Raw genomic sequence first — 20,362 nt, 5'->3', positions numbered from 1 at the left:
TCTGGAGGGGTGCACATGCTGAAAAAACTTGCAGTGACAAAAAACGGTGACTTGATTGAACATGCAACATTGCAGCAGCTTTCAAGCCCCGATATCGCCTGGTATTGGATAGATTTTTATGCGCCAACGGAAAAGGAAGCAGCACTGTTAAAGGAATTTTTTCAGTTCCATCCGCTTGCGATTGAAGATTGCTTCCATTATTTACAGCGGCCGAAGCTTGATTTTTATGAAGGGTATTTATTTTTCGTCCTTCATGCCCTCAATCAAAAAACACTTCGATCTGAAGAAGTCGACCTGTTTGTTGGAGAAAACTATATCGTTACTTTTCATTTGAAGGAAGCGCCCTACATTGATCGAGTCATTCGAAAGCTCAAAGGGTCTGATAAAGCGAGAGAGAGCGGTCCAGAGCATATGGCTTATATGCTGATCGACCAGCTCGTCGATGATTATTTTCCTATTATTTATCAAATTGAGGACAGGCTCAATGAAATCGAGGATGAAGAAGGGCATAAAACGTATGGTACATTAATGAACGAAGTATTCGGTATTCGATCCGATTTGCTCAAACTGCGCAGAACCATTATCCCGATGAGGGACCTCTTATATCGAATTGTGAACACGAATATGATGAAAAGCGATGCAAACCGGCAAGCATATTTTAATGATATTTATGATCATCTATTGAAACTAACAGAGATCGTTGAGTCAAACCGTGATATGACAGCCGATTTACGAGACAGCTATCAAACACTAAATTCCAACCGAATGAATGCCATCATGATGACACTGACCATTGTCTCGACGATTTTTATTCCACTCACCTTTATTGTTGGGGTGTATGGGATGAACTTTGATAACATGCCTGAATTACACTGGAAATATGGCTATTTTGGCGTACTGATTTTCATGGGTTTGCTTGTCTCAGGGATGCTTTTGTGGTTTAAACATAAAGGATGGTTTAGGATTTTCAAATAGTTTTTTGAGAGAAGTGCTTGAAAGGGAGATACTATGGAAAACTGGATTCCACTGACAGACAAAGAACTAAAGTACGCATGGAAAACATTTGATCAAGAGTTTAAATTTAACCCAAGCATCTCTCGCTTTCCCGGTTTTCAAGCACCATCTCCTTACATCACATATGATATCTCTGCTTATTTCGAGGACCCTTCTCTCCTAAGTGCGGATGAAGACCTTGAAAAGAAGGCACTGCTGTCTTTTCAGGAGAATATCACCGGAACCGGCGAATATATGCTGGTACTTGATTGGCAGCACGAATGCTATTGGATCACACCATACGGCTCATTTGAAAAAGATGAATTTGGAGAATGGAGAGTCCCTGTGCTCCCAAATGGGGATTACTATTTCTTTTTATCGAAAGAGATGACCTGGGGTTTACTAGGACATCCTTGGGAGCAAAGCATCACGATTTTCGGTGAGGGCTTGATTGACTCCTTTACTCGTCATCGTCCCCTTTTGTTCCAGCGTAAAATAAGAGAAGGATAAGTCAAAAAGCTTGCAGTGTCTGCAAGCTTTTTTCTATAGCTAAGGGAGATGCCATACTTTTTCAAGCATGAGATCGTCTAAGCTTTTAAAGGTATATCCTTGTTTTTTTAAAGCAGTGATGGCATCATCAAGTGCCTCGGCATTGTCCCTTGAGACGGTATGAAGTAAGTAAATGGCACCCGGATGCGCCTGTTTCATCATTTGATTGTACGCATACTGTTTTCCTTTTTGATGGTGGATGTGCCAATCTACAAACGCTACTGACCAGAAAACGGTTTGGTAGCCAAGCTGTTTCGTTTCCTTTAGTACCCTTTCACTGAACACCCCGCGCGGTGGACGAAGGTAGAGGTTATCTTGTTTTCCTGTGATTTTGTATACCGCTTCATTGACACGATCTAGCTCTTCTTTGATTTCTTTCGTGCTCTTTGTTGTTAAATCTGGATGGTGATAGGAATGGTTGCCAATAATATGACCTTCCTCTGCCATACGTTTGACGAGCTTGGGCTGGTCCTTTACGAAGTGCCCAGTCACAAAAAAGGTGCCGGGTACTTGATGCTTTTTCAGCACGTCCAAGATTTTGGGTGTGTACCCATTTTCATAGCCATTGTCGAAAGTAAAATAAATCTCTTTCTTTTTCGTATTTCCTAAATAGAAAGCATCATATTTCTTTAAGAGTGTCTTCAGTTCCTTGCCGGCATCTGCTGGCTTGTGCTCTTTGCTTTTAGCAAATCCCCAATGAATCGGCTGATTAGACACGGCTTCTAAGTTTGAAAAAGGCATCGATACAAAAAGCGCACATAGACAGATCAGTATGCATTTTTTCATTTAAGTCACTTCCCGGTTTTTCTTCTATTGTGCAGAATATACCGGGTACTCATACACTTTTTGACCTGCCAATTTAAAGAAAAAAGCCCGCATCAGCGCGAGCTATTCTTCCTTCCAATCGGTTTTAAATCGTTCATATTTCGCTTCTAGGTCGTCAATCATCTGGATGAGTCTGTCTATATCCTCAACGTCTGTGGATTCAGGATCTAATGAATCAATCACATTCATAAACATATCTAATCGGTTCTTTAAATAATCAACCTGCTGCTCTTTGCTGTCTGCTGCCTTGCCCATAGATACACTCCCTTTAGCATTTGTTTATAGCTTATCTTTTTTTCCTTTGTAAATCAATTGTGTCCCCTCTTGCGTATAACGGTGATGGGGCTTAAAATTAACTGTTGGCGGGTCTATGTTTGCCCGAATGAAAAGGAGATAGATACCATGAACCAAAAAACAGCACTTCGTCCGATTACACCTGCATTCGACCCTTGGGAAGCCTATCTCGATGTGCAGGATTACGGAGAAATGAAGCTGACAAATATTGAATTGACGACAACGACGTTGTGTAACATGAGATGTGAGCACTGTGCGGTTGGCTATACTTTGCAGCCAAAAGATCCGAATGCACTGCCACTCGATTTACTGCTTCGCCGTTTAGATGAAGTACCGCTCTTGCGTTCCCTTAGCATCACAGGCGGAGAGCCGATGCTGTCTCTGAAATCTGTACGGGAATATGTCGTTCCTTTATTAAAGTATGCCCATGAACGCGGCGTCCGTACCCAAATTAATTCGAATTTAACACTTGATTTGGCTCGATATGAAGAGATTATTCCATACTTGGATGTCCTACACATTTCACATAACTGGGGGACGGTCGAAGAGTTTGCTACGGTTGGTTTTGCAATGATGGACCGAAAGCCAACCTTTGAGCAGCGTGAGAAATTGTTTAACCGCATGATTGAGAATAGTCAGGCCCTTGTGAAAGCGGGTGTAACCGTATCTGCTGAAACGATGCTGAATAAGCGTACGCTTCCTTATATTGAACACATTCATCGTCAAATCGTGGACGAGATGAAATGCCAGCGCCACGAAGTTCATCCGATGTATCCAAGTGATTTTGCGAGCGCCCTTGAATCATTGTCGCTTCCACAAATGCGGGATGCGATTCATCAGTTGCTCGATGTTCGTGATGAGAACACATGGATGCTGTTTGGCACATTGCCATTTTATTCATGCAGCACAGATGAAGAAGACCAGCGCCTCTTGACTCGATTGCGTCAAGCGAAAAATGTGACAGTACGAAATGACCCTGATGGCCGTTCACGGTTGAATGTGAATATTTTTGATGGGAATATTATTGTGACAGACTTTGGCGATACACCGCCATTAGGAAATATTGAAACCGATACGTTGCAATCAGCTTATACACGCTGGATGAACACAAAATTGGCAAAAGAACTGAATTGTCATTGCCCAAGTGTGCAATGCCTTGGTCCAAATGTTCTTGTGAAAAACAGTTATTATCAAGATGTTGATTTTACTTCTCGTACAGCCAGGGGGTAACCGATAGATGGACGAAACATTTCTGACAGTGGTCAAGAACAAATACATTGAAATTCTCCTTGTTGGACTCATTCTTTGGCTTGCCGTCTTTATGATCAACAAAGCGCTTCAGATTTTCTTTAAACGAACTGAATTCATTGAAGATAAAAAGAAAAAAACGATTGAGAGCTTGGTCAAATCGGTTTCAAAGTATACAGCTTCCATATGTTTTGTCTTATATGTGATTTCTCTATTTTTTCATGACTTTGGGAAAATCCTTGCGGGGGCTGGTGTTGCTGGAATTGTCATTGGTTTTGGCGCTCAGACCTTGATTCGTGATATTTTAGCTGGCATCTTCCTCATTTATGAAAGGCAAATTCATAAAGGTGACTATGTGACGGTCAATAATCTTTTTAACGGAACCATTGAAGAAATTGGTCTCCGGTCTCTGCAAATTAGAGAATGGAGCGGCAAGCTGTTAACCATTTCAAACGGAGACATTCGTCAAATCCAAAACTACAATATGCACTACATGCGTATCACAGAGTCAGTCTTGATCAGCGCAAACCAAAATCCTGACATTGCTTTCAAGGCGCTAGAAACAGCATGTGATCACTTAAATCAAATGCATCATGATTTACTGAAAAAAGATGAATTCCAAAACGCCATTGAACCTTTTCAGGTTCATGGCATTATGGGGCTCAATAAATTGAATCGCGGGATTGAGATCACCGTAAAAGGAATGGTCGAGGATGAAAAATACTTTGAAGCCGCCCTCGCTGTGCGAAAAGAAATGATCACACAACTTCATCAGCATGATGTGAAATTGCTTGAGGATCTCGTCTATCCACAGCCTACAAAATAACCTCATTTGTGATGAGGTTATTTTTTTGATTGTTTTTAGTTAACCAGTTAATTATAATATTATATAGTTCACCGGTTAACTAAAAGAAAGGATGTTTACATTGAGAAAAACTGAAGCGATTTTTTTTATTAAGCAAATGTATCAAGAGGTGTTAATCCAATTAGATATAGAAAAGGTGGAGACTTATTTTTCTTCAGATTATCAGCAAGTCACTGATGGAAAGGTCTCTTCCCTTGATGAATTTAAAAAGCATCTCTCCACATTAAAAGTCATGACCAAACAGCTCGACATCCCCGCCTTTCATGATATGTTGTTTGATGAAGAGACTCAGCAAGGGTGTTTTCGTTACACTGTACATGTTGAGCTGTCCACAGGAGACCATGGTCTAATAGATGTGATGGCGTTATTTACTTTATTAGATGGTAGAATCATTCGGTGTGATGAGCTGACTAGACCGCATGAGAAAAATAAGACGCTTGAACAACTTGGACATATCAGCTAAGGAATTCTTTTCTTTTCAGCCGTCTTACTTCTATCCTCTTGACTGATTCATGTATAATAGAAAGCAGATTGATTTCATGCAGCATGGGGACCCTCATACTGTGTATTTACTAATTGAAAGAGAGTGAATAAGATGGGTCGTAAATGGAACAACATTAAAGAAAAGAAAGCATCAAAGGATGCCAATACAAGTCGTATTTACGCAAAATTCGGGCGTGAAATCTATGTGGCTGCCAAGCAAGGTGAGCCAAATCCAGAATCAAACCAAGCACTTCGCTTTGTCCTAGAACGTGCAAAAACATATAGTGTCCCAAAACACATTGTGGACCGTGCGATTGAAAAAGCAAAAGGCGGTGCAGAAGAGAACTTCGATGAGCTGCGTTACGAAGGATTTGGTCCAAACGGATCTATGGTGATCGTTGATGCCCTGACCAATAACGTCAACCGCACAGCGTCTGATGTTCGTGCAGCATTTGGGAAAAACGGCGGAAATATGGGCGTCAGTGGATCTGTTGCTTACATGTTTGACCAAACAGCGGTGATCGGTGTCGAGGGGAAAAGTGAAGAAGAAACGCTTGAACTTTTAATGGAAGCAGACATTGATGTACGTGACATTATGGAAGAAGATGATACGGTGATCGTCTACGCTGAACCAGATCAATTCCATCAAGTTCAAGAAGCGTTCAAACAGGCAGGCGTAGAAGAATTTACTGTCGCTGAAATCACAATGCTGCCTCAAAACGAAGTGACATTAGATGATGAATCGAAAGCACAATTCGAGAAACTAATCGATGTATTAGAAGAGCTTGAAGACGTGCAGCAAGTTTATCATAATGTGGATTTAGGAGAATAATCAGCTAAGCCATCGTAGTTGTTGGATTCATTCAACTTCCGCGTTGGCTTTTTTATTGTCTAGGTAAGGTTTACGTTCTACTCAAGACCATGTAATATGAAGAAAGAGTCGTTTCCACAAATAACCAAGGAGCTGAGTTTCATTTTTAAAACATGGTGGTTTTCGTATTATGGCTTTATGATCCTCCCTTTTATTGGCCTATGCTTAATTTTCAACAATTTGACGATATTCACTAAAGTCTTTCTCTTTCTTTTCTTTGTATGGTTTTTATATAACGCCTTTGATTTTTACATTCATGAAATGAAAAAGAAAAAAGATAGGACATCTTAATCAAAAAACAGTCATCTCCCCTTGGTAAGAGGAGATGACTGTTTTTAATTCATCCCTTGAAACCCAAACGTCAGGTGATCCTGAACAGGAATCCAAGCGCCGATTCCTTGTGAGGTCACATTTTTTACGACAAGTTTGCGTTTATTTCCCTTGAGCACAAGATACACTTCTCCGTAAGTAACCTTTCCTTTTTCGTTAATGGCTGGAGCGTATGCATGCAGGGATGCTGCTTTTTTCGGAGATACGTGGTAGGACTGATCTCGCTTTGTTCCTGCACCAATCACTGTGTCGAAGGCGAGCGGAAGTTTTGTTTTTTGGATGGCTTTTTGCATCATCAATGTTTTCACATCTTCTGGGTTTGGTACTTTTGCTGTGAGCCCTCCACTTACTTTTACTTGTTGCTTTTGCACATATTTGCCGATGGCTGTTTTGTTTCCGCCTCTATTATCAATGTGATTCGTGTTCACTTTTTTGTATTCCCAATTGGCGACGGTTTCGTTTGAATCATAGCTGAGTGCCCATCTTCCAAGAAAAATCGTTGCCCTGTAGCCAACTGCTAGCGGTGTACCTGATATACTGGATTCATTCAGCATTTTAATTAAATGTGTATTTTCAATTGGTACACTTGTTGTTTTAAATAATTCGGCCGTCAGCTCGCTCGGCTGTAGCAGCGGTTGATCTTGTGACGCATTTGGATACGTATTTTCCTTTGAGATACTGGCGACAGACGATGGCACCTTAAACGGCTTTGCTGCCTCGGCTGGAAAACTGTATAGGAAACTTAAGGATAAGAGAACAACAAACATGATGCGGGGCATCTTTTTCATATCATCACTCTTTCTCATTCATTTTTCCATAGTATTTTCCCGAAAGACGTCCCTTATCCACAAAAGATTATAAAAGGAAAAATCCAATCGCCATAATGAAATAGGCAGCGAGCAATGTAGCACCTTCAAACCAGTTCGTATCCCCATCATTTGAAAGGATCACGGTTAGTAAAACAGAGGATGCCATGGCAATGAGTTCTGGTAATGAGAAGATCAGTGGCATTTGCTTTTCAAAAAACAGAGAGCTGATCACAAGGATCGGTGCGACCATCATGGCGACTTGAAGCGTAGAACCGAAAGCAATTTCGACCGCGACATCCATTTTGTTTTTATACGCCATAATGACAGCAGATGCGTGTTCTGCTGCATTACCGACAATCGCAACAATGATGACCCCGATAAACAGTTCACTCCAGCCAAACTGTTCTCCGACTGTGTCAAATGTATGGACGAGCCGCTCTGAAATATACGCCACAGCAATTGTCGCAAGGAGTAAAATCGCCGTGGCAAACTTCCCAGACCATTCTGGTGTTTCTTCTTCCGTCGCTGCTTCTCCTTCCGTAATTTCCTGCTTGGCAACATAAACACCTCTGTGGCTGACCAGTTTGAAATAGAGTGCTGCGACATAAAGCAAAATCATCACGATGCTAATGCCGATACTTAAAACAAATTGACGATCTTCTGCCATCCCTATGGAAAAGACTTCTGGAATGACAAATGCCACAATAATCGCAAACATAAGCAGCCCAGAGTTATGCCTTGCATCGTGGACATTGAACTCTTGTCGTTTAAATTTCAATCCGCCAACGAAAAAAGACAATCCAGCCACGAGCAGTAAATTGCCGATCACTGAGCCAGTGAGTGAAGCAAGGACAATGGCGGTGAGTCCTTGTTTTAATGCAAAAAATGAAATGATTAATTCCACTGCATTTCCAAAAGTAGCGTTTAATAACCCACCAATTCTTGGTCCCGCTATAATGGCAAGACTCTCTGTCGCTCTTCCCATATAACTTGCAAGACCGATGATGGCGATACAATAGACGGCGAACATGACAGCCTGCGGAAAATGAAGAAAACTACCAATTACAGATAATGGAACACCGATTGCGACAATCACAAGAAACAAACGATTCATACAGCCAATCTCCTTTACATCATATCTGACTGTTATTCTTTCGTGAGTGCCGGCATCATATACATTTAGATTCGTTCGTGTGAAAGGGTGATATCAATCGTTCCTTTCACGGATTGCACCATGGAGCAATGCTTCAACGCAAGTTTCATTACTTTTTCCAGCTGTTCATCAGAGGTGCTGATGCTTTCAAAGATCATATGTAAATGAATATGAGTGATTTTGTTTACAGTTCCTTCTCTTGTCGTTTCAGGTGTAATGGTCAGCCCTTGATAGGATATTCGTTTTTTTCGGCAAACATGAATGACCATTTCTCCAAAACAGCCCGCAATAGCCGAGGTGAACAATTGATACGGCCTGTATCCCGCTTCTTCATTTCCCGAAATAGGCAGCTGCCTTTGATCAGCATTTGCGATCCACCGATCATTTTCGTATATCAGCTTCATTCCTTTTCCACCTTTCTATTGAAACCCCTATGGTTCCATTGTACGATGAAAGCATGAACTTGTAAGGAGCTTCTTATGTCGAGAATTCATTTTATGATTTTAATTTTACTTGTATCCGTATCTGGTTTTTCGCAGGGAGCTTTACTGCCAGTTATTTCGATTATTTTCGAACATGCCGGCACTTCCCCGACGTTAAACGGACTGCATGCCACCGGCTTATATCTCGGCGTGCTGCTTGCGTCTCCTTTTATGGAAGCGCCGCTTCGCCGCTTCGGATTTAAACCATTGATCGTCATTGGGGGCGCTGCTGTCTTTTTAAGTTTGTTTAGCTTTGTCTTTATTGAATCTTATGTCGTCTGGTTCTTCTTGCGGCTGATGATCGGCATCGGTGATCATATGCTTCATTTCTCCACACAGACGTGGGTAACCTATGCCTCATCATCTAGAAATCGCGGGCGAAATATTTCATTGTATGGGTTATCCTTTGGACTCGGTTTTGCCGCCGGCCCTTTTTTAACACCACTTATTGAAATCAATCCATCTTTGCCGTTTATTGTGTCTGGTGCAGTTAGTTTGTGTATTTGGCTACTTGTGTTTGTTTTAAAAAATACATATCCTGATACAGGTGAAATGCAGACGTCAGAGCAGACAAATAGTTTGAAGCGCTTCAAGAAGGCGTTTCAATTTGGCTGGGTAGCGTTTATGATGCCGTTTTGCTATGGCTTTTTAGAAACGACACTCAATAGTAACTTCCCTGTGTATGCGCTGAGAAGCGGGGTGACGATAGATGCTGTTGCGTTTATTTTACCTGCGTTTGCAATTGGGAGTATTGTTTTTCAGCTTCCTCTCGGGATGCTGAGTGACCGGTTCGGCAGACGACGCATGATTTTAGTTGTGACACTCGTCGGTTCATTCTTTTTCCTTTTAGCAGGAATTTTTATTCAGTCCGTTTTGTCTGTTGCGATCTGTTTCTTTATCGCAGGTATGGCTGTAGGTTCGACCTTCTCACTTGGCATCAGTTATATGACGGACTTATTGCCAAAGCATCTGCTGCCTGCTGGGAATTTGATGTGCGGGATGGCGTTTAGTGCAGGAAGTATTCTCGGTCCGGTTCTTGGCGGATTCTTTGTGCAGACGTTCGAGGGCATGAATTTACTTTACCTTGTCAGCATTGTGATTTTATTTGTGTTTTGTTGTGTTCGATTTGGGAAGACGCTGGCAGTGGTTGACACTCCAAACGAATCCATTTCTCATTAAAAACTCCCCTGCACCTATGCAGAGGAGTTTTTTCATCTAGTGATACCCATTTTGCCCATTCGCACTTCCGCTTGTTTTGTGCTTTGGCTGATGGCCTTTGTTTTGTTTTGTGTTGCTTCCGCCTTTTTTCGATTGTTTAGACATTCAGTATTCCCCCATCCGTCAAGATTGAACATGTTCGTTCTCCTTTAGGATGCCCGGATTTCTTCACACCTTGCCTGGTACGATTTTACGCTTATGTAAAAGCGCATTGAGCTCGCCGCCGAGGATGATCATAATGCCGGTTAAATAAAACCAGATCATTAATATTATGATTCCCCCAATGCTTCCGTACATCGCACTATAGTTGGCAAATTCGCCTACATAAAATGAGAACAGCATGCTGACGAGAATCCAGCCAACAGATGCAAATATGGCGCCTGGCAGCACAAATTTCAATTTCAGCCTGATATTAGGGGCAAAATAATATAGGGATGTAAAAACAATCAGTAAAATCAGTGGACTAATAATCCATCTCATGGCTGTCCAGATGGTGAGAAACGCATCTGACTGCCCTACTAATTTGGCAACGAATAAGCCAAGCTCTTTTCCAAAGACAGGCAGCATCAAGGCAAAAATAATCGTAAGCACCATCGCAATGGTTAAGATGATCGATGTTAAACGTACGAGAATGAAGGAACGATTTTCCTCAACTTCGTAAGCGTGGTTAAATGCTCTGACAACCGCATTAATGCCGTTGGATGCAGACCAGAGGGCCGCAATAATCCCGAATGACAACAATCCGCCGTTACGGTTATTCAGCGTCTCTTCGGCAATGGATTCAATCATCGAAAGCGCTCCCTCTGGCGCATAACCAGAAATGACGCTTAGAACATCCTTTGATGTCAGCGGCAAATAACCAACAAGTGTCAGCACGAAGATGAGAAACGGAAATAATGAAAGCAAAAAGAAATACGCAAGTTCAGCTGATTTTGCCGGTCCTTCATGCAGCAAAAAGCGTCCAATTAACGCTTTAACAAAACCCATACGCCTCATCTCCAATGATCAATCTTTCTGTTTCTTTTGAAAGTGATCCTTTGTTTCTTCAATAATCTCTAATACCTTTGGTGTTGTTTCCTTTAACTGATTCACCTGTTCATTCAGAAAAGACAAATCATCTGAGACCGTTCTCATCAATTGCTTCGTTTCTTCCATTTTTTCCTTCACGCAAGCAGACATCCTGCCAGGCTCCAGGCGGTATTCATCCAGCTTTTGCTGGCAGTGATTCCATTTTTCTTTCAGTGCAATTCTTGTTGGACGATGAAATAATGTCAGCAATATGCCGCAGGCTGCACCTATAACAGCTCCCCGAAGCACGATTTGTTTGTTCTCTTCCATCTCATCTGATCTCCTTTCAGTTAAAGGTGTTTCTCTTTTTTTACATACGTCAAAAAACGATCAATTCCTGTTTCAATTAAATCATGTACTTCCTCAAAGTTCCCAGTGTAATAAGGATCTGGCACATCGTCTCGATCGTCGTCTTCTACAAAGTCAAGAAGACGGCCAATAAAGTGATGTTTTCCATAGCCAGCTAAACTGCGGAGGGCGCCTACATTTTCAGCATCCATCGCAATGATATAGTCGTATGTGGTGATATCCTTATCCATGATTTGTCTTGCAGTCATTCCTTCATAGCTGATACCCTTTTCATCAAGCAGCTTTCGTGTTCCTTCATGCGGAGGACTGCCTTGATGCCAGCCGCCAATGCCTGCTGAATCAATCACAAAGTGTTCACTCAGCCCTTCGTCTTCGACTCGTTTTCTAAACATCGCCTCTGCCATCGGTGACCTGCAAATATTGCCGAGGCACACAAATAATACATGAATCATCCTTCATTCTCCTCCTATCTTTTCCCTAAGAATCCCTTTGGAAAACCTTTTCTCTATCATATCAAGCCCTTTTTCTTTTGGAAACTTTGCAAGAAAAACTCCCATCGGCATTGACAAAATACACAAAAAAAGGAGAAACTTTAGGAGAATTACACAAACAAAGGGGGACATTAGATGGGAATCATTGAGCAGTTTGTCACGACGATGAACAATTTTTTGTGGGGGCCTCCCCTGTTGATTTTAATTGTTGGTACTGGAATCTACCTCACCTTTCGCATCCTCTTCATTCAAATTAGATTACTTCCTTATTCTTTAAAGCTCGCTTTTTCAAAACAAGACAAAACATCAGAGGGAGATATCTCCCATTTCCAAGCATTAATGACGGCTCTTGCTGCTACTGTCGGCACGGGGAATATCGTAGGTGTTGCCTCCGCAGTGATTGCAGGTGGTCCTGGAGCTGTATTTTGGATGTGGTTTGCTGCATTTTTCGGGATGGCCACCAAGTTTGCAGAAGCAGTTCTTGCTGTGAAATACAGGGTCAAAAACGAAAAAGGCGAAATGTCTGGCGGACCTATGTATTATTTAGAGCATGGCTTAAAACAGAAATGGCTAGGGGTGCTATTTGCTGTTTTCGGTGCCAGTGCTGCCTTTGGGATCGGCAACCTGGTACAGTCTAATTCCATCTCAGGCGTCATGAATTCTACTTTTCAAATTCCAACATGGGTAACAGGTATCATCATTACTGCCTTTACGGCACTCGTGATTTTAGGCGGAATTAAAAGTATCGGCCGAGTGACATCTATTTTTGTACCAGTCATGGCTTTATTTTACGTCATTTGTGGTCTGATCATTCTTGTCATGAATGCTGATCTTGTTCCAGGCGCAGTTGGGCTGATTTTTTCAGATGCCTTTACAGGTCAAGCCGTAGCAGGTGGTGCGATTGGAACCGTCATTCGCTGGGGTGTGGCACGAGGCGTCTTCTCGAACGAAGCAGGTCTTGGTTCCGCACCAATCGCCGCAGCTGCTGCCAAAACGGATTTGCCTGCCCGGCAAGCTCTTGTGTCTATGACACAAGTATTTATTGATACAATCATTGTTTGTTCCATTACTGGCATTACCATTGTCATGGCAGATATGTATTTAACAGAAAAAAGTGATGCGCTTACTTCGTTATCCTTTGCTCACTTCCTCGGTCCAGCTGGCTCAACTATTGTGGCAATCGGGCTGCTCCTGTTTGCCTATTCAACCATCATTGGCTGGTCCTATTATGGAGAGAAATGCTTTACATATTTGGTGAAGGATTCGTATGTCATGTATTATCGCATCGTGTTCGTGGTAGCTGTCTTTTTCGGTGCCGTGTTTAAGAATGACTTCGTCTGGGGCGTAGCAGATATGCTCAATGGACTGATGGCCATTCCAAACTTAATTGGACTCATCGGTTTATCAGGTGTTGTGGTGTTTGAATCCAAACGAATCATTGATAAGATCAAAGAGGAGAAAAAGGAAAAAAACATTTCAGTGTCGTCATAATAGCCCTTTTATTCTTTTGCTTTTCTGTTAAAATAGACATATTATTCGACACATGCAGGAAAGGACGTGCCGCCCTTGTCACAGCAAAAAGCGGCTGAAGTCAATCAGCTGATTGAAGACATTTCACAAAAGCTCAATATGCTGAATATTGGAGTCATCAAAGCCGAAGACTTCAGTCCAGATAAGTATGAAGATATTGAATTTCTTCACCAAATGGTGATGAAAAAATCTTCATTCAGCCCAAGTGAAATGCAAGCCATTGCAAGCGAGCTGAAAAGCTTAAGAAAATAATCGTGCACCTGATACTGAATTGCGGTTGACGCCGCTTTCTTACATCCATGCACAGAAAAAGCCAGCACCTCGCAAGGTGCTGGCTTTGTTTATCCTGTCAAAACTACTTATTTTGCAAGCAGTTTTAATGATTCACGGTTAAATGCTGGAATGTCATCAGGTGTACGGCTTGTGACAAGCTGATCCTGACAAACGACAACTTCTTCATCTTTGAATTTGGCGCCTGCGTTTTCCATATCTACTTGAATGGATGTATAGCCGGTTGCGCCTCTTCCTTCCAGCGTCTTCGCTGTAATAAGCAATTGCGGTCCATGACAGATCGCAAATACTGGTTTTTTCTCGTCCATAAAGGCTTTTGTGAATTGCACATAGCGATCATCCGCACGCAGAATGTCTGGTGAGAAACCGCCAGGAATCAGAAGTGCATCGAAGTCTTCTGGTTTCACGTTATCGATAGACGCATCGACTCTTACTTCTGCCTCTCCTTGCTTTCCTTTCACTGTTTTTCCTTTTTCGTTTTCAATCACTGTGATCTCATGGCCTGCGTCTTTAAAGGCTTTTGCAGGCTCGGTGAATTCAACATCCTCAAAGTAATCTGTTAAGACAACTGCAATTTTCTTACCCATGTAGAAACCCTCCTGCTTGATTATCGTTTACACTACACACTATACCCCCGCCAATTGAAATCAAACATCCTATCCCTATGAGAAAACCCCCTTTCAGAAAATAAGCATTTAGACTCATTCACATTCCCTTAACAAGGTAATTCGTATGATTTATGTTATCTTTACAATAATCTGCAAAAAATAACTACAAAAGTTAACGAAACATTTCTACAATAGGTATTGTGGTCAAAAAAATTAGAAAGGCGGAGATCAGGTGAAGAAGCAAGCACATAGGTCTAAACGAAGGAAAAACCTGTCTATTCTGCTCACTTCCATGATGTTGATTAGTCTCATTCTCCCAGCAGTACCTACTCATGCAGAAACAGAAAGCGGCAGCGCCGTAAAGGTCAGTATCTTAGCCACAACGGATGTTCATGCGAACATGATGAATTATGATTACTACAGCGACAAAGACACAAATGAATTCGGTTTGGCAAAAACAGCCGAGCTGATTGACAAGCACCGTTCACAAAATCCCAATACACTCCTTGTTGATAACGGAGACCTGATTCAAGGAACCCCTCTTGGAGAATACGTTTATAAAAATGAAAAAGACAGCATCATCAATCAAACAAAGGTTCACCCCATTATTCATACACTCAACAAATTAAAATATGATGCAGGTACACTCGGCAATCATGAATTTAACTACGGTTTATCTTTTCTTGACGGTACCATTGCGGGCGCCAACTTCCCGATTGTCAATGCGAACGTCAAAAAGTTAAACGGAGAACACCGATTTACTCCTTATGTCATTCAGGATAAAACCTTTAAAGATGCAAACGGAGCCTCCCAAACTGTGAAAGTCGGTTACATAGGATTCGTACCACCACAAATTATGACGTGGGATAAGAAGCATTTAGATGGACAAGTTCAAGTGCAGGATATTGTGGAGTCTGCCAATGAAACCATTCCAGAAATGAAAGCAAAAGGCGCAGATGTCATCGTCGCTCTTGCTCATACAGGAATTGAAAAAACAGCTTCACCTAAAGGATCAGAAAATATGATCTTTGACCTTGCCACGAAAACAAAAGGCATTGATGCGATTGTGTCTGGCCACCAGCATGGCACATTCCCAAGCGCTGAATATAGCGGCGTAGACAAATTTGATGTCGCAAAGGGAACCATTAATGGCATTCCTGTCGTCATGTCAAAAAACTGGGGAAGCTACCTCGGAGTCATTGATTTAACACTAGAGCCAGACGGCAGCAACTGGAAAGTCACAGACGGAACAGGCAAAATTGAATCCGTTGCCGGGGTGACATCTCAAAACAGTACAGTGAAAAATGCCATTCAAACAACTCACCAAAACACCCTAGATTACGTCAGAAAGCCAGTTGGAAAAACAGAAGCAGACATTAACAGCTTTTTCGCTCAAGTGATGGATGACCCTTCTATTCAAATCGTGACAGATGCCCAGAAATGGTATGCACAAGAAAAAATGAAAGATACTTCGTACAAAAACTTGCCGATTCTCTCTGCAGGTGCACCATTTAAAGCCGGCGGACGCAATGGTGTGAACTATTATACAAATATCGCAAAAGGTGATTTAGCGATTAAAAACATCGGCGATCTCTATCTTTACGATAACACCGTACAGATTGTAAAACTAAAAGGTAGTGAAGTAAAAGACTGGCTTGAAATGTCTGCTGGTCAGTTTAACCAAATCAAACCAAATACTTCAAATGAACAGCCTATTTTAAACGAAGAATACCGCTCATATAATTTTGATGTAATCGATGGTGTGACGTACCAAGTAGATGTCACACAGCCTGCTAAATACAGCACAACAGGCACACTTGTTAACGCTAGTGCGAACCGCATCAAAAACTTGTCTTACAACGGAAAACCCGTTTCTGACAATCAAGAATTTTTAGTCGTGACAAACAATTACCGTGCATCTGGCGGCGGAGGCTTCCCGCACCTCACACAAGATAAAGTCGTGCTCGCCTCAGCAGATGAGAACCGCCAAGTGCTGATGGATTATATTATTGAACAAAAAACCATTAACCCAAGCGCAGATCAAAACTGGTCCATTGCACCGATCAAAGGCGCAACCGTCACTTTTGAATCTTCTCTTTTAGCCAAACCGTTCGCAGAGAAATCAAGCAGCGTCGACTTTATTCGGAATGCCAGCACAGACGGACTTGGCGTGTACAAGCTAGCGTTTAAAGATGATGGTACAACAGAACCACCTGCAACAGACAATTGGCATTTAACGGTGATGCATACAAACGATACACATGCCCATCTGGATGATGCAGCAAGACGCGCAACCAAGATCAAAGAAGTTCGCGCCCAAAGCGAAAACAATATTTTATTAGACGCTGGAGATGTCTTCTCTGGTGATCTCTATTTCACAAAATGGCAAGGACTTGCCGATCTGAAACTGATGAACTTAATGAAATACGATGCCATGACGTTTGGGAATCATGAATTTGACAAAGGTCCATCTGTCCTACGTCAATTCCTGACAGGTGACGCATCCAGTGTAGATGCTAAAAACCGTCACCAGTTTGAAAAACCGAACTTCCCAATCGTGTCATCAAACGTGAATGTCTCTAAGGAAAAACAGTTAAGCGACTTAGTGAAAAAACCAGCAACATTTAAAGCTGGTGAGAAAAAAGAAGCTGGCATTTACCCTTACATTCTGCTTGATGTAAATGGTGAAAAGGTCGCTGTATTCGGTCTAACCACTGAAGACACAGCCATTACATCCAGCAGTGGTCCAAACATTCAATTTCAAGATGCATACAAAAAAGCAAAAGAAACAGTCAAAACCATTCAAACTGAAGAAAAAATCAATAAAATTATTGCGCTTACACATATTGGCTATAACCGTGATCTAGAACTGGCTCAAAAAGTAGATGGCATTGATCTCATCATTGGTGGTCACACCCACACCCTTGTTGAAAAATTAAAGGTCATCAATAAAAAAGAACCAACGATTGTTGCGCAAGTAAAAGACTACGGACAATTTTTAGGAAAAGTAGACGTGGCCTTTGACAAAAAAGGCGTCGTACAGCCAAAAGAATCTACTTTTGACCTCATCACGATCGACGACTCTGTGAAAGAAGATGCGGACGCAAAAGCGATTCTTGATCAGTACAAGGCAGATATCCAAGATTTAAAAACCGAAAAAGTCGGGACGTCAGATGTCTTCTTAGATGGACAGCGTGAACACGTCCGTGCAAAGGAAACGAACCTTGGAAACTTTATTGCAGATGGCATGTTAAAGAAAGCACAAGAATCTGCTGGGGCTGACCTTGCCATTACAAACGGTGGCGGTATTCGAGGCAGCATTGAAAAAGGAGATATCACATTAGGGGATATTTTAACGGTGATGCCTTTTGGAAACACACTATATGTCGCAGATTTAAAAGGCAGTCAAATTAAAAAAGCGCTTGAACAAGGTCTTTCAGGCATTGAAGAAGGCGGAGGCGCATTCCCTCATGTAGCCGGTATTGAATATACGTTTACACTGAGTAAACCGGCTGGCAGCAGACTGATTGATGTCAAATTGAAAGATCAAAAGGGCAATCTGACTGATATTGATGATCAGAAAACATACCGCGTGGCGACTAATGCATTTGTCGGCACAGGCGGTGATGGCTACAGCGTCTTTACAGAAGCGTCTCATGGTGAAGACTTAGGCTATGTTGACTATGAAATTTTCAAAGAGCAAATTGAACAGGCAGACGGTCATATTTCTCCAGTCATTGACCATCGAGTGAAAGAAGTATTCCTTCCTCGCTTGAAAGGAAAAGGCGCCTATGACATTCAAGATGATGAGAAATTCCAAACGTATGTGCAGCATACGAACAAAGCATTGCTTTATTTAGACAAAGCAACCGAAGCGAAAAAGGTTCAATTGTCTCTATCAAAAGGGCAAGTAGCTGAACTGAAGAAACGAGAGCAAGATCCAAACGTCACCATCTATCATGACAAAGTCGGTCTAGCATTACCGCTCTCCAATTTGTCAGAGCAACAAGCAGATATATCAATGGCAAAAACAAATAAGGTGAAAAACGCATTAACCGACACTTACGATTTCCAAATCAAACAAGATCAGAAAAATGTGTCTACCTTTAAAGATCCCGTCACACTGTTCTTTACATTAGATGCGCCTGAAAAAGCGAAAAAACCAGGTGTCTATTATGTCGATCGTGAGAAAAACCGCTATGCCAAAACAAGTAACGGTTCATTCGAAAACGGGATTGTCTCAGGTAAAACGGAGCACTTTAGTGAATACACCGTACTCAATCAAAGTGAAGCTGCTGGAACAAGTCCAGACCAAAATGGCGGAGACGGTGGAACTTCTGCTCCAGGCGGATCGGATCCAAATCAAGATGGAAGCGGCATGCCAGGCGGCACTCTGCCGAATACTGCAACGATGATGTATACAGCGGTATTGATTGGCTTACTCATGCTCGCCTCAGGCGGTATCCTTTATTACTACCAGCGCAAGCGCACACGAAACAAAGTATCATCTTAATAGAAAAGGACAGAGCATTGGCTCTGTCCTTTCAGATTGAGGACAAAGGGCTAAAATGGACTTTATTTTAGCCCTTTGTCTTCTTTTCAGCGTGATAGAAAACCTTTGCAGTCTAGGAAAGTCGAGCACCGGAGCACAGATTTGACAACAAATGCGAGGGTTTGTCTACACGCTGAGGACAGAGCTTCGGCTCTGTCCTTTTTCCATCTCACTATCAATCTTGGGATAAATACATCCAATGACGGTCATCAAATTTTTTCACATCATCTGACCCTATATGACGCAGCATTCTATTAAAGAACGTGATATCATCTTCATCATCAACGGCATATAAATCCTCTTGAACATATTCTCTCGTAATGAAATTCGTTAAGTTCGTATTATTCACAAATTCAGCAAAGTACGATTTCACTAGGGTTAAATCTTCTTCATTTAATGTTTCATCACTGATAATTGAAATATGAAACACATTCAAAATCGCTTGAATGTCTTCTTCATCCATATCACATAATGGCTCTAATTTTCTATCTTCTTCCGTAAACGGTTTTCGCGTGTCTTCAATGATGACATAACATAAAATCCTGTGATCTTTCATCACGCTAAAAATTTCTAAATCTCTTAATTTTAATGGTCTATTCAGTCTGATCATTTGTCCTCCTAGAATGTTGCTCTTGTTTCCCTAAAACCTGAAATAGACAGAGCCTCGGCCCTGTCTACTTCTCTCTTCTAGCAAAATCCACGAACCTGAAACGATCTAGGCGGTGGCGGCTTTCTGTGTATTGGAATAGACTCGTATCCTCCAAGAACACATAATTCTTCACCACTACCACATGATCAAACCCGTTCAAATCGAGATACCTTTCATCTTCTTCAGTACATGGCTCGACCACAAATTCCTTTTGAGCATAACTAATCGAGACCCCAAGTTCTCCTTCAATATACTCGTAAATCGATCCTTCACAAATGTCCTTAGACAAGACCTGCACATGTTTTTGCAAAAAGTAATCTTTGTCTAAAATGACTTCTTCTCCGCTAATATTGCGAGAGCGAATGACTTCCCAAACGTCCTCCTGCCCACTGATTTTCAGCTGAGACTGAATATACTGATCTGGCTTGATTAAACCGAACTCATGAACCGTTGTTACCGTCTTGCGCCCAAGCGTTTGGGAAAGCTCTTTAAAGCTGACAAGACCCGAAACTGGGAACTGCATTTTCTCTCGGTTCAGCAATACTGAGCCTTTCCCGCGAATTTTTTGGATATAGCCATTTTGCACAAGGATGTTTAATGCCTTTCTCACCGTCTCACGGGATGTGTCATACATGACAGACAGCTCATGTTCTGATGGGAGGATGCCTTTATCCTGCCATTCACCTTGTTCAATTCGTCTTGCGAGCTGATCATAGATCACTCGAAACTTATTCTCTTTCATTT

At 41.8% G+C, this 20,362-nt stretch carries 21 protein-coding genes; 10 read left to right on the top strand and 11 right to left on the bottom strand.

Annotated elements, in window-relative coordinates:
• Positions 1-15: 15 nt before the first annotated feature.
• Positions 16-975: a magnesium/cobalt transporter CorA gene (corA, locus tag ID12_RS08675; RefSeq protein WP_007496624.1), complete on the top strand. Its 960-nt coding sequence runs from the start codon at positions 16-18 to the stop codon at positions 973-975.
• Between the two features lie 33 nt (positions 976-1,008).
• Positions 1,009-1,503, top strand: coding sequence for a DUF2716 domain-containing protein (locus tag ID12_RS08670; protein ID WP_035391335.1), 495 nt, complete (start codon positions 1,009-1,011; stop codon positions 1,501-1,503).
• A gap of 39 nt (positions 1,504-1,542) precedes the next feature.
• Here the strand turns inward: ID12_RS08670 and pdaA are convergent, their stop codons facing one another.
• Both pdaA and ID12_RS08660 read right to left on the bottom strand, forming a co-directional pair.
• The gene (gene pdaA / locus ID12_RS08665) at positions 1,543-2,328 is read right to left on the bottom strand and encodes a delta-lactam-biosynthetic de-N-acetylase (RefSeq protein ID WP_035391337.1); all 786 of its coding nucleotides are present in this window, start codon (positions 2,326-2,328) and stop codon (positions 1,543-1,545) included.
• A 102-nt stretch (positions 2,329-2,430) separates the two neighbouring features.
• Complete coding sequence (locus tag ID12_RS08660) at positions 2,431-2,622, bottom strand: SE1561 family protein (RefSeq protein WP_003218031.1); 192 nt, start codon at positions 2,620-2,622, stop codon at positions 2,431-2,433.
• Between the two features lie 147 nt (positions 2,623-2,769).
• Between ID12_RS08660 and yfkAB the strand changes: the two genes are divergently transcribed.
• The 4 genes from yfkAB (at position 2,770) to ID12_RS08640 (ending at position 6,089) form a co-directional block, all read left to right on the top strand.
• Positions 2,770-3,891, top strand: coding sequence for a radical SAM/CxCxxxxC motif protein YfkAB (gene yfkAB, locus ID12_RS08655; RefSeq protein ID WP_017358799.1), 1,122 nt, complete (start codon positions 2,770-2,772; stop codon positions 3,889-3,891).
• A 7-nt stretch (positions 3,892-3,898) separates the two neighbouring features.
• Complete coding sequence (locus ID12_RS08650; RefSeq protein WP_046527360.1) at positions 3,899-4,735, top strand: mechanosensitive ion channel family protein; 837 nt, start codon at positions 3,899-3,901, stop codon at positions 4,733-4,735.
• Between the two features lie 100 nt (positions 4,736-4,835).
• On the top strand, positions 4,836-5,237 hold the full coding sequence (locus ID12_RS08645; protein ID WP_017358797.1) for a nuclear transport factor 2 family protein: 402 nt from the start codon (positions 4,836-4,838) through the stop codon (positions 5,235-5,237).
• Between the two features lie 132 nt (positions 5,238-5,369).
• The gene (locus ID12_RS08640) at positions 5,370-6,089 is read left to right on the top strand and encodes a YebC/PmpR family DNA-binding transcriptional regulator (protein ID WP_007496614.1); all 720 of its coding nucleotides are present in this window, start codon (positions 5,370-5,372) and stop codon (positions 6,087-6,089) included.
• Positions 6,090-6,463: 374 nt separating this feature from the next.
• On the opposite strand, the gene ID12_RS08635 is transcribed toward ID12_RS08640, so the two are convergent.
• The 3 genes from ID12_RS08635 to ID12_RS08625 all read right to left on the bottom strand — a co-directional run bounded on the left by ID12_RS08635 (position 6,464) and on the right by ID12_RS08625 (position 8,824).
• Positions 6,464-7,246: a YfkD famly protein gene (locus ID12_RS08635; RefSeq protein ID WP_017358796.1), complete on the bottom strand. Its 783-nt coding sequence runs from the start codon at positions 7,244-7,246 to the stop codon at positions 6,464-6,466.
• Positions 7,247-7,313: 67 nt separating this feature from the next.
• On the bottom strand, positions 7,314-8,381 hold the full coding sequence (gene cax / locus ID12_RS08630; RefSeq protein WP_046527359.1) for a calcium/proton exchanger: 1,068 nt from the start codon (positions 8,379-8,381) through the stop codon (positions 7,314-7,316).
• Between the two features lie 65 nt (positions 8,382-8,446).
• Positions 8,447-8,824, bottom strand: a complete 378-nt coding sequence (locus ID12_RS08625) for an OsmC family protein (RefSeq protein WP_046527358.1) — start codon at positions 8,822-8,824, stop codon at positions 8,447-8,449.
• Between the two features lie 75 nt (positions 8,825-8,899).
• On the opposite strand from ID12_RS08625, the gene ID12_RS08620 reads away from it, so the two are divergent.
• Positions 8,900-10,081 (top strand): MFS transporter, encoded by a 1,182-nt coding sequence (locus ID12_RS08620; protein WP_050827059.1) that lies wholly within the window; start codon positions 8,900-8,902, stop codon positions 10,079-10,081.
• A gap of 207 nt (positions 10,082-10,288) precedes the next feature.
• On the opposite strand, the gene ID12_RS08615 is transcribed toward ID12_RS08620, so the two are convergent.
• The 3 genes from ID12_RS08615 to ID12_RS08605 are packed head-to-tail and all read right to left on the bottom strand — an operon-like array spanning position 10,289 to position 11,949.
• Positions 10,289-11,107: a YihY/virulence factor BrkB family protein gene (locus ID12_RS08615; protein WP_008341753.1), complete on the bottom strand. Its 819-nt coding sequence runs from the start codon at positions 11,105-11,107 to the stop codon at positions 10,289-10,291.
• Between the two features lie 18 nt (positions 11,108-11,125).
• Positions 11,126-11,458, bottom strand: a complete 333-nt coding sequence (locus ID12_RS08610) for a hypothetical protein (RefSeq protein ID WP_050827058.1) — start codon at positions 11,456-11,458, stop codon at positions 11,126-11,128.
• Positions 11,459-11,478: 20 nt separating this feature from the next.
• Positions 11,479-11,949, bottom strand: coding sequence for a low molecular weight protein-tyrosine-phosphatase (locus ID12_RS08605; RefSeq protein WP_008341755.1), 471 nt, complete (start codon positions 11,947-11,949; stop codon positions 11,479-11,481).
• 174 nt (positions 11,950-12,123) lie between these two features.
• Here ID12_RS08605 and ID12_RS08600 point away from each other — a divergent pair, with 174 nt between their 5' ends.
• Positions 12,124-13,479, top strand: a complete 1,356-nt coding sequence (locus tag ID12_RS08600) for an alanine/glycine:cation symporter family protein (protein ID WP_008341756.1) — start codon at positions 12,124-12,126, stop codon at positions 13,477-13,479.
• 75 nt (positions 13,480-13,554) lie between these two features.
• Complete coding sequence (locus tag ID12_RS08595; protein WP_008341757.1) at positions 13,555-13,770, top strand: DUF1128 domain-containing protein; 216 nt, start codon at positions 13,555-13,557, stop codon at positions 13,768-13,770.
• A 107-nt stretch (positions 13,771-13,877) separates the two neighbouring features.
• Here the strand turns inward: ID12_RS08595 and ID12_RS08590 are convergent, their stop codons facing one another.
• Positions 13,878-14,396, bottom strand: coding sequence for a type 1 glutamine amidotransferase domain-containing protein (locus tag ID12_RS08590; RefSeq protein WP_007496591.1), 519 nt, complete (start codon positions 14,394-14,396; stop codon positions 13,878-13,880).
• Between the two features lie 253 nt (positions 14,397-14,649).
• On the opposite strand from ID12_RS08590, the gene ID12_RS08585 reads away from it, so the two are divergent.
• Positions 14,650-18,930: a multifunctional 2',3'-cyclic-nucleotide 2'-phosphodiesterase/3'-nucleotidase/5'-nucleotidase gene (locus ID12_RS08585; protein ID WP_050827057.1), complete on the top strand. Its 4,281-nt coding sequence runs from the start codon at positions 14,650-14,652 to the stop codon at positions 18,928-18,930.
• Positions 18,931-19,144: 214 nt separating this feature from the next.
• Here the strand turns inward: ID12_RS08585 and ID12_RS08580 are convergent, their stop codons facing one another.
• Both ID12_RS08580 and treR read right to left on the bottom strand, forming a co-directional pair.
• The gene (locus ID12_RS08580) at positions 19,145-19,579 is read right to left on the bottom strand and encodes a hypothetical protein (RefSeq protein WP_048002063.1); all 435 of its coding nucleotides are present in this window, start codon (positions 19,577-19,579) and stop codon (positions 19,145-19,147) included.
• Between the two features lie 64 nt (positions 19,580-19,643).
• On the bottom strand, positions 19,644-20,360 hold the full coding sequence (gene treR / locus ID12_RS08575; protein ID WP_007496585.1) for a trehalose operon repressor: 717 nt from the start codon (positions 20,358-20,360) through the stop codon (positions 19,644-19,646).
• Between the last annotated feature and the right edge of the window lie 2 nt (positions 20,361-20,362).

It is taken from the genome of Bacillus altitudinis, assembly GCF_001191605.1.
In the GTDB taxonomy this organism is placed as follows: domain Bacteria; phylum Bacillota; class Bacilli; order Bacillales; family Bacillaceae; genus Bacillus; species Bacillus altitudinis.
Note: the sequence above shows the minus strand (reverse complement) of the source record. Positions and strands in the feature narration are given on the sequence as shown.